Raw genomic sequence first — 12736 nt, 5'->3', positions numbered from 1 at the left:
CCTCCTCAATCCGAAGCTTTGCATGGGGAGATTGTTTCTCTCAAAAGAAATGATCGAAAGGGTCAAAAAGAGTAATTCAGATTTGAACCGTCAAATATCAGTCATCTATCTAACAAGAAGGTACCCTTAAGCCTGATTACAGCGCTAAAGAGCTATCCATAATGTCGCTGAAATATGCCTAAAATCCTGCGCAAAAATTAGAAGTGCAACGCTATGACTGCCTTGTAGCGTGCATCATGAACACCTACATCCACGTGGCGGTCGTCAAGAACAAATCGAAGCAGAAGGGCGTGCGCCAGTTGTCAGTCGCCCCCGTGCTCACTCCTCAATCCAGCGAATGCTGGGAATCGCCCAGGAAACGGCTGCAAGAAGGACCATTGCAACGCCCGCGCCAACAAACCACACCGGTGCGCCAACCGCGTCCGCGAATACGGATGAGAACGCCAGCCCGAGCGGCAGCGCCCAGGACATGATCGCCCCATAGAGACCGAAGACGCGGCCCAGGTACTCAGGCGGGATCCTCTCCTGCATGAGGGCTGTCTGCGGACCAGAGTAGAAGGGCGAGCTCAGGCCCATGACAAAACTCATGGCGAGAAACGCGACGAACCCGCCCACGCCGAGCAGACCCGCCGCGAGCGTGGCCACGCCGTAGAGTGCCGTGGCAGCCACCACCGTGAGCGCACGGTTCTTGAAGCCGCCCGTCGCCGCAAGTAACGCCGAACCCGCGATCATGCCAACCGAGAACACGATCTCTGCCGTGGCTGCGTCGCCGGTAGAGCCGTCAAAGTGATCAATGGTCATGATGGGAAAGAGCGCCGAGATAGGCGAGAAGATTAGCGTGAATACAAAGCCGCACCACAGGAGTGCAAAAAGCCCGCGGTAGCTGCGCAGTACGCGATAGCCCGCCGCCGTCTCTGCACCAAGCGCGCGCAGTTGAGTTACGATGCCGGGGGTGCCTGCAACAGCAATGTTCTTCTCAGCAGCGCAACCACCTACATCAAGGCGCGCTGCGAGCACGGCCCCACTCGCCACGAGCGCGCCGGCCACGTCAAGTGCAACCATGGTCGTAAGCCCCCAGACGGGATAGATTGCCGCAGCAATAGCCGTCCCCAAAATGTAGCCGCCTGACTGCACAGCCTGCGTTACGCCTGCGAGGCGCGTGAGATGTTCAACTGGGGCCATGAGCGGTGTGAGCGCCTGAAAAGCCGGTGTGTGGAAGGCACTGCCAATCGCCCGCAAGAAAAGAGCGGCCATAACAACCCATACAGGCAGCGAGCCTGTCGCAGAAACGACCGCCACCGCCGCGCTCACCGTGGCAATAAAGAGGTCGGCACCTATGAGCACACGCCTAAGCGGCAACCGATCCACGAGAGCCCCTGCAAACGTGCCAAAGAGCGCGAGTGGTAGAAATCCCGCGAGCGACGCCAACGATAGCATGCTCGCTGACTCCGTCGCATACGTGATGTGCCAGACGAAGCCCATCTGCAGGACGGAGCTCGTGAGCACCGAAATTAGCTCGCCTCCCCATACGCACGCCAACTTGAGCTTCCAGGTGCTCTGCAAAATAACCCCCTTGTGTAACAATTGAACCAGTTGGCATTATCGCATGAAAGGACTCGCATGGACGGGTTTGAAGAGGTTGAGAAGAACGCTACACCCAGCTCACAGGCGATACTCTACAGCCCCGCCCCCACCGTCGAGGAGCGCCTCGGCGCTGGCGTTGCTGCACGCAAAACGTGTCCCATCGCCTCACTCGGCTCCTGGGAGCTCCGCTCGTCCAGCACTCCCGCGATTGACCTTATAGAACAGCAGTCTGCCACGCGCGATCCCAGCCTCCTGCCGCTGCGCTACAAGCGCATGGGCGTCTCGCCGTTCACGTTCTATCGCGGCAGCGCCGTCATCATGGCGGCGGACCTCGCGACCATGCCCGTCACCGGCTTTGAGGTCCAGTGTATCGGCGATGCACACATCGGCAACTTCGGCGTCTTCATGAGCCGCACGCGTCACCTCGTCTTTGACATCAACGACTTCGATGAGACAGCTCCCGGCCCTTGGGAGTGGGATCTTATGCGCCTTGTGACCAGTGTCGAAATCTGCGGGCGCGACCGCAGCTTTTCCAAGGGTGAACGCAAAGATGCCGTGCGCGCCTGCGCCAAACAGTACCGCCGCGCCATGGCCTCCTTTGCCGAGATGGGTGAGATGGACGTCTGGCTCACACACCTCGACGTCGAGAAGACCCTCGACGAAATTGAGCTCGACGGAAAGAAAGGACGAGGTGTCCGTCGTGCCCTTAGGCAGGCTTACGAGAAGGATAGCGTGCGCGCAGCAAACAAGCTGGCCTTGCGCGACGGCGGGCGTCTCCGGTTTGACTCTCGTCCGCCGGAACTGGTTCCGCTCGCAGAGCTTTCCGCTGAACAGGGTTACGACGCGGCGCAGCTCTCCTGTATGCTGCACGATTTGCTCGATGCTTACTTCGAGAGCCTCCCTCGCGACTGCCGCTCCCTTCTCGGCCGCTACCGCCTACGAGATGTGGCACGCAAGGTCGTGGGCGTGGGCTCGGTGGGCAGACGTGCCTGGATCGCCCTGCTCACCGGACGCGACGATGACGATCCACTGATCCTGCAGATCAAAGAGGCTGAGGAGTCCGTCGTGGAGCGCTATTGGCGTCCGAGCGGCTTTGCATCGCACAGCGAGCGCGTGGTGGAGGGCCAGCGCCTCGTGCAGTCCACGAGCGACTTCCTGCTGGGATGGACCTCGACCGCGGCGGTCAACGGCACGGCGCGCGACTACTACGTGCGCCAGCTCTGGAACGGCAAGGGATCGATCGACCTTGCCGCGCTCGACCCAGAGAGCCTCGAGAACACCGCACGCCTCTGTGCGTGGTCTCTCGCGCACGCGCACGCCCGTACCGGAGATGAGATAGCTATTGCCAGTTATCTCGATGATGGACATACCCTCGAAGACGCCATGTGGGACTTTGCCCGCTCTTATGCCGATCAGAATGAGGCCGACTACCAGGCGTTTTGTAAGCGCTTCCTCCCTGGGGAGACCACCTAGACAACCAGGAGTCTTGAGGTGCATCTCCGTGAGACCCTCTGTCACCAAGGCGAGAAATCACGGCATAACGTTGTAGAAACGAGCATGCTTAAAAGCTAAACCTAAAAAATACCTAGAGCACAATATCCGGATCGAGAGAATCTGCTGATGCACGCATCTCGTGGGCAAGTGCCAAGTACACCTCAAGACGAGATTGTGGTAACACACCCTCATCAACAAGTTTTCTAACCACACAGCCCGGCTCATGCGTATGAGTACAATCGCGAAAACGGCAATTCGATGCCGCCTCGGCAATCTCCGGAAAGACCAGTTCAAGTCCCCGCTCATGGCCTACGAGAGGAAGACTTCTCAAACCGGGTTCATCAACAATAATTCCTGCATGAGGCAGAGAAACCATACGTCGAGCCACAGTAGTATGACGGCCTGAGTCATCGGAAGTGCGCACTGTCCCGGTTGCAAGTGTCTCTCTACCCAAAAGCCGATTGAGCAGCGATGATTTCCCCGCACCAGACTCCCCCAGAACAATTCCTACTGTCCCAGCCGGTACAAGAGCACGAACCTCTTCCAATCCCCACGGCAAACCAAGCTTGCTGGCTGCTTTTTGCGCCTGCTCGGCGTTTGGCTTTTGCGGATCAGCCGTCAGAACAAGAGGGCAGGTATCTTCTAATACTTCACGTATACACGAAATGTCTCGACTAAGACTTTGGCTCGTAGCTCGATCCACTTTTGTCAATATAAGAGCAAAGCGCGCTCCACAATCTGCAGCAACTACAGCAGAACGAGCAATCCTATTACACGAAACTGGACGATCGCTCAATTGCTGCACAACCAAAACGATATCTATGTTGGCAGCAAGCGTCTGTCGCTCTCCTCTTGATGACCCTCTCCAACGAGCAATATCGTTTTCACGAGGCAGAATGCCCTCGATAAGACCCATATCATGCCCATGCGGAAGACGTGCGCACACCCAATCTCCCACCGCAGCACGCGCCGGTATACCAGCATCTAGGCCAGCCTTTGTAAGACGGGTGGCAAATTCGGCTCGAAAAAGACTTGTTTTGCTGAGTACTGCCGGGAACCCTCTATCAAGTCGCACCACACAGCCGATGACTAACTCTTCACGAGGTGTTCCCAACGCTTCACCTTGTTCACATATTTTTTCAAATGCTTCTGCTTGTCGTGCACTATATGAAAGCTCTGAAAACGAGGGAACTTCATCAAGTGAAGAAAGTTCAGGCAACTCAGCTGTCCCACGCTGCTCAGAAGTATCGTGAACATGTTGTCGCTTTTTACGCGCTCGTCTTAGATCTCTTTTTTGTGCGGCTCGCTTGCCCACATGATTCCCTTCGGCAGCATTTCGAACTCATGCTTTTAGACTATCAAAAAGAGGTGTTTATCAGCAGATTATTCGCTATGAACCCAACAGACCTGGATAGCCCAGAATGGTTGTCGCTGGTGATCCATCATCGGTACAATCTGCCGAAGCTACGACAACACCATCCTTATAAAACGTGATGGGAGTAACTGTTATTCCTGCGCCTTCCCAATAGTATGGAGAGCCTATTTCATAGGTAATAGACGGATCATCAGGAACTCCAAGCTCTGCTCGAGCAGTTTGCACAAAGCTCGACTCGGTGGATTCCGGAGTTGTATCTGTTGAAGTTTCTTCTCCCGAAGCTGATTCAGAATCAGTAGAGGGCGCTGGCTCTTCAACAGCGCTTTCATACGCCTGAGAAGTAGCGTCCGAAAGAGAGGTTATAGTCTCTTCCTCTACACCTAAATCACCAGCCGCGGTTGTTGCTTCATCAAGAAGTGCATCGAAATCCTCGGATGAAAGATCTGCGAGATTTATAGGATTAAGTGTGATTGCCACTTCATAAGATTCTTCATCCGGATGAACTTCTAAAGAGTAGGACTCTTGTTCTGCCTGATAAAGCACTCCCGACTGCGTAAGTGGGGATGCCTCTATTGCTAGTTCATATGAACCAGGCGCAAGGTCAATCTCATCAGAGAGCCCAACCCCCACTGTTTCTGAAACATCTTCACCATCGCTAGTTGTTCCGCTAATGGAGAGTGGGATAGGGGTACCCGTATCATGATCATAACCATCAGCAGTAATTTCAACGGAAACTACTCTTTCTTCCAACTCGCTTGTATCGGTAGCACTATCGCCTGAGTGAGAAACACACCAAGTTATGGCAATGCCAGAAACGACCACGATAAGACAGAGAATTACAACTAAGGCAATTCTTACCTTGCCATGAGCTGATTTCTGAGAGTCTTCGTTCTGAGAAAGCTCCTGGTTTAAAGGAGTTCCGTCATAAGGGCAGAAGTTCCTTTGCCCTTGTATTTCTCTGCCACATTTCGGACACTTCATCTTTCAGACTCCTCACAAGCGATTAAACGCCATTGTATGACTGATAGTCGCTTTTTTGAAATGCAAAAACGGGATCCGGCGTCATGCCAGATCCCGTTTTTTTGACTCACAGACCTTTATGGTCTTTTGAAATCGTTAGGCTAGCTAACCTTAAGCCTTGTTTTTCTCCACGGCACGCATGATGGCCTTGTAGACCTCCATGATAGGAATGATAAGGAAGGCCAGCAGCAAAGCTACGCCAAGAGCCTCAATCTTAAGCACCTGGTGGTCGCCAACCATAAAGCCAAATGCTTGGGCCAGCGGGTCAACCTCAACAACTACTACCGTAAGAATGAGTGCCAGAAGAGCTGCACCCCAGAGCCATTTGTTCTGCTTCTTCATTGAGAAGAGCGAAGCACGGCGACTACGCATATTGAAGGAATGGAAGATTTCGACCATGGAAAGCGTAATGAAGGCCATCGTTACGCCTTCTGTATCGGGCACACCGTCAACCAGCTGAGCAATATTGATGCCGCCATTGTGGAACCACATACCTGCAAAGAACGAAGCGAGAACCAGAAGCGTAATAACAACACCCTGGAAAACAATATCAATGCCCATGCCACCAGCAAAAACACCATCTGAAGAGGCGCGAGGCTTACGCTTCATGACATCGCCTTCGGCATCTTCCATGCCAAGCGCCAATGCCGGGAAGCAGTCGGTGATGAGGTTAATCCAAAGCAGCTGAACTGGCTGGAAAATAGTAAAGCCAATCAAAGTTGCTATGAAGACCGACAGCACCTCAGCAATGTTTGCAGAAAGAAGGAACTGGATAACCTTGCGGATATTGTCGTAGATACGACGGCCTTCTTCGACAGCACCAATAATGGTGGCAAAGTTGTCGTCAGCCAAAACCATGTCGGCAACATTCTTTGTTACATCGGTACCGGTAATACCCATGCCAATACCAATATCAGCACGCTTAATGGAAGGTGCGTCATTTACACCGTCGCCGGTCATGGCAACAACCATGCCGCGTGCTTTCCAAGCATCAACGATGCGAGCTTTGTGCTCTGGCTGAACACGTGCATACACGCTGTACTGCGTAACTTGCTCAGCAAAGTCCTCATCAGAGATCTTATCAAGTTGAGCACCTGTAATAGCATGCCCAGCTTCTTTGACAATGCCGAGTTCCTTAGCAATAGCAACGGCGGTATCAATATGGTCGCCCGTAATCATAATCGGACGAATACCAGCTTGCTTTGCCTCGACAATAGCTTGGGTAACTTCAGGACGAACCGGATCGATCATGCCTGAGAGGCCACAGAAAACAAGATCATGCTCGAGAGCTTCAGGGCGGCAGTCATCAGGAATTGCCGTATGGGTACGACTTGCAAGCGCAAGAACACGCAGAGCATTGTCGGCCATTGCCTTGTTAGCGCTAAGAATTGCTTGACGCTTCTCATCAGTCATAGGAACGATCTGATCGCCGTCATAACAATGTGTGCATAAGGCAATTACAACATCGGGAGCGCCCTTGGTGTATTGCTCGAATGTACCATCTGCCTCTTCAACGATAACCGACATCATCTTACGGCCAGAATCGAAGGGGGCTTCACCAACTCGTGGATGTTCAACCTCGAGACCTGTCATTCCGGCCTTGGCAGCATCATTGACAAGTGCGCACTCAGTAGGCTCGCCGATAGCTTCTCCTGCCTCTGCATCCCACTTGGCGTCAGAGCACAAAGCCATACCTGCGAGGAACTTCTCCTCGGGAGCCGCAAGCTCATGACGAACAACTGTCATCTTATTCTGAGTGAGCGTACCGGTCTTATCGGAGCAAATAATCTGCGTGCAACCAAGAGTCTCTACTGCCGTAAGCTTACGAATAATGGCCTGACGGCGAGACATCTTTGTAACACCCATCGAAAGCACGATGGTAACAACAGCAACCAAACCCTCTGGAATAGCAGCTACTGCCAGCGATACCGCAACCATAAAGGTGTCGAGGATAAGACTTGGGTTGCTTGTCATCTCGTTACCGTGGCGGAGGAAGTCAACTGCAAAAATAACAACGCAGATTACCAACACCATGACGGTAAGAATACGCGAAAGCTGCGCAAGCTTAATCTGAAGTGGCGTAAGTTCTTTTTTGGCAGTAGAAAGGGCGTCGGCAATCTTGCCCATCTCAGTTTTCATACCAGTGGCAACAACAACCGCTCGACCACGACCGTACACCACCGTCGAACCCATGTAGCACATATTCTTACGATCGCCGAGAGGCACATCGTCTGCATCAGAAGCGAGTTTAATCGGATCTGAGTTCTTCTCTACGGGCACAGACTCACCTGTAAGAGCAGCCTCCTCGATCTTCATGCTGGCGCTCTCAAGAACACGACAGTCTGCAGGCACTGAATCTCCTGCTTCAAGCAAGATGATGTCACCTGGGACCAAATCTGCAGAAGGCAAGTGAATAAGCTTGCCATCGCGGATAACCTTGGACTGGGCCGCACTCATCTCTTGAAGCGCTTCAAGAGCCTGCTCACTCTTAGCTTCCTGTACTACGCCAAGAACAGCATTAATGATAACTACGACCATAATGATGATGACATCGGCCCACTCAGGTTCACCCTGAATCATGCCTGTCACAGCAGAGATAATGGCCGCAACAATAAGCATGATGACCATAGGGTCAAGCATCTGTTCAAAGAAACGAATCCACAGCGGTGTTTTCTTTTCTTCGTCAAGCTTATTGGGACCGAATTTCTCCAACTCTTGCTGAGCCTGGTGAGCCGACAAGCCAGATTCTTCATCTGTGCCAAGCTCATTTAGCACCGATTTACTAGTTGCTAAATACTCTTTCACCTAATCTCCTCCTGGGTTGTATCTGTTCAGCAGATTGACGCCCGATAGTAATTCCCCCCAGGAGGGGCAAGGGCTCGCCAAGGCTGCCATGCTGAACAGCCTACCGTGTAAGGCGAATTTTACCCGAAACTGGTACTTCTAACATATCCTTGCATTGGGAATACATCTATATATGGGTTTTTAGTAATCAGCTCTACCCTAGAAGTTAACTTTCTTTAAGTTCTAAGTAGCTACAATGTAAGTTGGAAACGTACTGGATTATTAACTTCACCAGGTTATATACCGCATATGCGGAGCGTTAATGCAAAGGAGCGCATCATGAAGATTCTATTTTACGGTACTAAAAGTTATGACCAAATTTCTTTTGACCGAGCTCTTGCAGATTATCCCACTATCAAGATCGACTACATTGATACCGAACTGACACCCATGACAGCATCTCTTGCTCGTGGTTACGATGCAGTATGTGCATTTGTTAACTCTGATATTTCCGCATTGACGCTCGAAATCCTCCGTGGCTTTGGCATTGGCCTTATTCTCATGCGTTGTGCTGGCTTTGATGCGGTAAACGTTGATTTTGCAAAGACACTTGGCATGAGGGTTGTACGCGTACCTGCCTATTCTCCAGAAGCCATCGCCGAGCATGCTATGGGCCTCGCTCTGTGCGCCAACCGCCGAATCCATAAGGGATATATTCGTGTGCGTGAAAACGATTTTGATCTCTCCGGCCTGGTCGGAGAAACACTCTATGGCAAGACAGCCGGCATTATCGGTACCGGCCGCATTGGTGCAGCACTTTGCCGTATCTGCAAAGGTTTTGGTATGACCGTTTTGGGAAGCGATCTGTATCCCAACCAAAAACTTATTGATGAAGAGCATGTAATTGATGAATATGTCGACTACGACGAACTCTATCGTCGTAGTGACCTCATCTCACTCCATGCCTTTTTAAATGAAGAAAGTCATCACATGATCAACGATGAGTCCATTGCAAAGATGAAAGATGGCGTCATCTTCATTAACACTGGACGCGGTGGACTGGTTGATACTGAGGCTCTTATCCGCGGCATTATTTCGGGAAAGATTGGTGCCGCCGGTCTCGATGTTTACGACGAGGAAGGCCCCAACGTTTATCAGAACCGTTCCGACCAGGTAATCGATTCTATTACGGCACGTCTGTGCTCATTCCCCAATGTTGTTATGACCAGCCATCAGGCATTCTTTACTCATGAGGCTCTTCATGAGATTGCTCAAGTTACCCTTGAAAATGCTCGTGCATATGAACTTGGAGAAGATTTCGTCGAGAAGAGCGTTGTTTGCTAGCGGCTTTGTAAAAACGTCTTTCTAAAGAACCTGGGCGCACCATATGATGCGCCCAGTATTTTTTAGCGCTCACAAAGCCAATAGCAAGCCGTAAAGGGAGCTACTTCTGATCCCCCACCAAAGTCATGCTCTTTACCAGTAATGAGTTCTTGCGCTTTACCACAACCAGCATCGAAGTGGAAAACCTGTGCCGTATCGCTGGCATTAATGGCAACAATCAGGCGCTCGTGCTCACTTGTGCGCTGGAAAATAAGATGTTGGGGACCAACTGCAATCTGACGATAATCCCCCCAAGCCAAAGCTTCTTGACCCGCATGGCCTTCATGTCTTATTGCGGCCAGCTGAGCAATGTAATCTGTCAGATCATTCCATTCTGGATGCTCAAAAGCAGGACGTATTTCGTGATCGCCGAAGTTTTGCTCTCCCTCTACACCCCATTCGCTGCCGTAATACACGCATGGAACGCCACACATTGCAAAGAGAAGACCATACAGCGCACGAAGTTGACGCTTATCATTGAGGCGTGTTGCTATTCTCGGCACATCGTGGTTATCAACAAAGTTAAGCAGGTGAGCACCTGTATAGAGATCCCACGGCTCACTTCCCGATTGCCTATTAAGCGCATAGGCGATCTCATGCATGTTGGCCTCATTCATGCTTGACCATAGACCCTTATACGCTTCGTAATTTGTAACCGAATGGCAAGCGCGATCACCCATCCACTGGTTATAATCTCCGAACATTGTTTCTCCTACGAGGACAAACGGGTCTTGGCGCTCTTCACTGATGCTATTTGCAACATCGCGCAAATAAGAGAGAAAACCTCTATCAAGACAATAGGCAACGTCGAGCCTGAGGCCATCTATCCCCAATTCATGTTCCCAATAGCGTATGGTTTCGGCCAGATAGTTATTGAGCGACATGCTTGAATGGTTGAGTTTAATGAGATACGGCACACCTTCCCAGGTAGTGTAAGAAAATCCGTCATGCCACTCAGTATCGCCATCCCACCAAATCTCAAACCAATCGACATACGGAGATTCCTGCCGATGTTCTTTCACATCAAGAAACGCCCAAAAGTTGCGTCCCACATGATTAAAAACACCATCCAACAGCACGCGAATACCCTGCGCATGACACGCTTCCACAACGCGCCGTAAATCATCCATAGTGCCCAAGCGCCTATCTACCATGCGATAGTCCGCTGTATCATAGCCATGTGTAGAACTTTCAAACACTGGGTTAAGAATGAGGCAAGTCACACCGAGCTTTGCCATATGCTCAATCCACCCATGATCAATAAGTTGAAGCAACCGTGGATTTGGTTCAGAGACAAAATCGTTTTCATAAGGTGCCCCTGTCAGTCCTAATGGATAAATCTGATAAATTACCGAATTTTCGTACCAACTCATCCTTATTTCTCCTTTGTAGAGCTAATCTGTGGCACGCAAGCACCAATCTAGTTCATACCACTATGAGGTGTTTTATTACGTTTCCGATAGGAACTTGCAAAATCGCATGCGAAGCAACCGTCGGCGGTTAAAATAGCGCCAATAGCAGAACTTGAGAAGCTATTACATGGTTCTCCTAAGAGAGTCAATCAAGTAAAGAGGACCAGTCAAGCGTAGAAAGGACGATTCGTGACTTTCAAGAAGACAAAAATCGTATGCACCATGGGTCCAGCAACTGAAGATGAGAATGTCCTGAGGGAGCTCATTAAGGCGGGCATGAATGTCGCTCGTTTTAACTTCTCTCATGGAAGCCATGAGTATCATCGTGCTGGCGTCGAGCGAGTTCGTCGTATTTCTGAGGAGCTTGGTATTCCAGTAGCAATTCTTTTGGATACCAAGGGTCCTGAGATCCGTACAGGCGAGCTTGAAGACCACCAGAAGGTTACGCTTACAACTGGTGATGAGGTTGTCATTACCACCGATGATTGCATCGGTACTGCTAAGCGTTTCTCTCTTGATTACAAGGCTCTTCCTTCTGAGGTTGAGAAGGGCTCTGTCATCCTTATCGATGACGGCCTTATCGGTCTTGAGGTTCAGAGTGTTGATGGTAACGATATGCACTGCCTTGTTACCAATGGTGGCGAGCTCGGCGAGAAGAAGGGCGTGAACGTCCCCAACGTTAATGTTGGTCTTCCTGCTGTCACCGCTCAGGACCGCGCTGACATTATGTTTGGTTGCGAGCTTGGCATTGACGCTATCGCCGCTTCCTTCATTCGCGATGCTGCTGGCGTTCAAGAGATTCGTGCTATCTGCGCCGAGATGGGTGCTGAGCGCGTCTCCGTCTACTCTAAGATTGAGTGCGCCCAGGGCGTAAACAACTTCGATGAGATCCTTGAGGCTTCTTCAGGCATTATGGTTGCTCGTGGCGACCTTGGCGTAGAAGTTCCTGCAGCTGAGGTTCCTCACATTCAGAAGCAGATTATTCGCAAGTGCAACAGAGCTTACAAGCCAGTTATTACTGCTACGCAGATGCTTGACTCTATGATTCGTAATCCTCGTCCGACGCGCGCTGAGGTTAACGACGTTGCTAACGCCATCTATGACGGTACTGACTGTGTCATGCTTTCTGGCGAGACCGCTGCTGGTAAGTACCCTGTTGAGGCCGTTAAGACTATGGCTGCCATCTGCCTTGAAAGTGAGAAGTATCTTGAGGAGCGCACCGAGTACTTCGATCGTGGCGGCGTGAAAAATGTAAATGGCGCTATTGGTTTTGCCGCCGTTACCACAGCCGAGCGTGTTGGCGCAAAGTGCATCCTTGCTCCGACCACCTCTGGCCGTACTGCACGCTTGATCTCTGACTTCCGTCCGCGCCTTCCTCTGGTTGCGTTCTCTCCTATGGAGAAGTCCATTCGCAAGTGCTGCTTCTACTGGGGCGTCCAGTGCTACGAGTCCACAATGATGCCTTCGCTTAATGCCACCATTAAAGATGCCCTGCGTCTGGCCAAAGAGCATGGCGTTGTTGAACCTGGCGACTTAGTTGTTGTAACTGCTGGTGATCCTGGTACTTCCCCCACTCAGGGTGACTACACCACTTCTACCAACATGATTATGGTTTGCCAGATCCAGTAAGCATTAACCTACTTTAAGTGGTAACCGCGTTATCTCTTTGAGATGGCGCGGTTAT

At 51.3% G+C, this 12736-nt stretch carries 8 protein-coding genes; 3 read left to right on the top strand and 5 right to left on the bottom strand.

Annotation, left to right across the window (positions count from 1 at the left end):
- Positions 1-318: 318 nt before the first annotated feature.
- Positions 319-1563, bottom strand: a complete 1245-nt coding sequence (locus tag ACQY6Y_RS05695; RefSeq protein ID WP_428379347.1) for an MFS transporter — start codon at positions 1561-1563, stop codon at positions 319-321.
- A gap of 57 nt (positions 1564-1620) precedes the next feature.
- Between ACQY6Y_RS05695 and ACQY6Y_RS05690 the strand changes: the two genes are divergently transcribed.
- Positions 1621-3057, top strand: a complete 1437-nt coding sequence (locus ACQY6Y_RS05690) for a DUF2252 domain-containing protein (RefSeq protein WP_428379346.1) — start codon at positions 1621-1623, stop codon at positions 3055-3057.
- A gap of 112 nt (positions 3058-3169) precedes the next feature.
- Here the strand turns inward: ACQY6Y_RS05690 and rsgA are convergent, their stop codons facing one another.
- The 3 genes from rsgA to ACQY6Y_RS05675 form a co-directional block, all read right to left on the bottom strand.
- A complete protein-coding gene (gene rsgA / locus ACQY6Y_RS05685) occupies positions 3170-4393 on the bottom strand; it encodes a ribosome small subunit-dependent GTPase A (protein ID WP_428379345.1) in 1224 nt (407 codons plus the stop codon).
- Positions 4394-4468: 75 nt separating this feature from the next.
- Positions 4469-5434, bottom strand: coding sequence for a hypothetical protein (locus ACQY6Y_RS05680; RefSeq protein ID WP_428379344.1), 966 nt, complete (start codon positions 5432-5434; stop codon positions 4469-4471).
- A 150-nt stretch (positions 5435-5584) separates the two neighbouring features.
- Positions 5585-8278: a cation-translocating P-type ATPase gene (locus ACQY6Y_RS05675; RefSeq protein WP_428379343.1), complete on the bottom strand. Its 2694-nt coding sequence runs from the start codon at positions 8276-8278 to the stop codon at positions 5585-5587.
- Between the two features lie 318 nt (positions 8279-8596).
- Between ACQY6Y_RS05675 and ACQY6Y_RS05670 the strand changes: the two genes are divergently transcribed.
- Positions 8597-9601 (top strand): 2-hydroxyacid dehydrogenase, encoded by a 1005-nt coding sequence (locus tag ACQY6Y_RS05670; protein ID WP_428379342.1) that lies wholly within the window; start codon positions 8597-8599, stop codon positions 9599-9601.
- 62 nt (positions 9602-9663) lie between these two features.
- Here the strand turns inward: ACQY6Y_RS05670 and ACQY6Y_RS05665 are convergent, their stop codons facing one another.
- Positions 9664-11013, bottom strand: a complete 1350-nt coding sequence (locus tag ACQY6Y_RS05665) for an alpha-amylase family glycosyl hydrolase (protein ID WP_428379341.1) — start codon at positions 11011-11013, stop codon at positions 9664-9666.
- A gap of 228 nt (positions 11014-11241) precedes the next feature.
- Between ACQY6Y_RS05665 and pyk the strand changes: the two genes are divergently transcribed.
- Positions 11242-12681 carry a pyruvate kinase gene (gene pyk, locus ACQY6Y_RS05660; protein ID WP_428379340.1) on the top strand — a complete coding sequence of 480 codons (1440 nt, stop codon included), beginning with the start codon at positions 11242-11244 and terminating at the stop codon, positions 12679-12681.
- The last annotated feature ends 55 nt before the right edge of the window (positions 12682-12736 follow it).

Origin of the sequence: Olsenella sp. Marseille-QA0557, assembly GCF_965119725.1 — a bacterium.
GTDB classification, from domain to species: domain Bacteria; phylum Actinomycetota; class Coriobacteriia; order Coriobacteriales; family Atopobiaceae; genus Coprovicinus; species Coprovicinus avistercoris.
The sequence above is the reverse complement of the archived record's forward strand: the minus strand, read 5'-3'. Positions and strand labels throughout refer to the sequence as shown.

Bases quoted from the DNA above. Each gene is read 5' to 3' on its own strand.
- ACQY6Y_RS05680 (WP_428379344.1), bottom strand. From the start codon at position 5,434: ATGAAGTGTCCGAAATGTGGCAGAGAAATACAAGGGCAAAGGAACTTC.
- ACQY6Y_RS05670 (WP_428379342.1), top strand. From the start codon at position 8,597: ATGAAGATTCTATTTTACGGTACTAAAAGTTATGACCAAATTTCTTTT.
- ACQY6Y_RS05665 (WP_428379341.1), bottom strand. From the start codon at position 11,013: ATGAGTTGGTACGAAAATTCGGTAATTTATCAGATTTATCCATTAGGA.
- ACQY6Y_RS05690 (WP_428379346.1), top strand. From the start codon at position 1,621: ATGGACGGGTTTGAAGAGGTTGAGAAGAACGCTACACCCAGCTCACAG.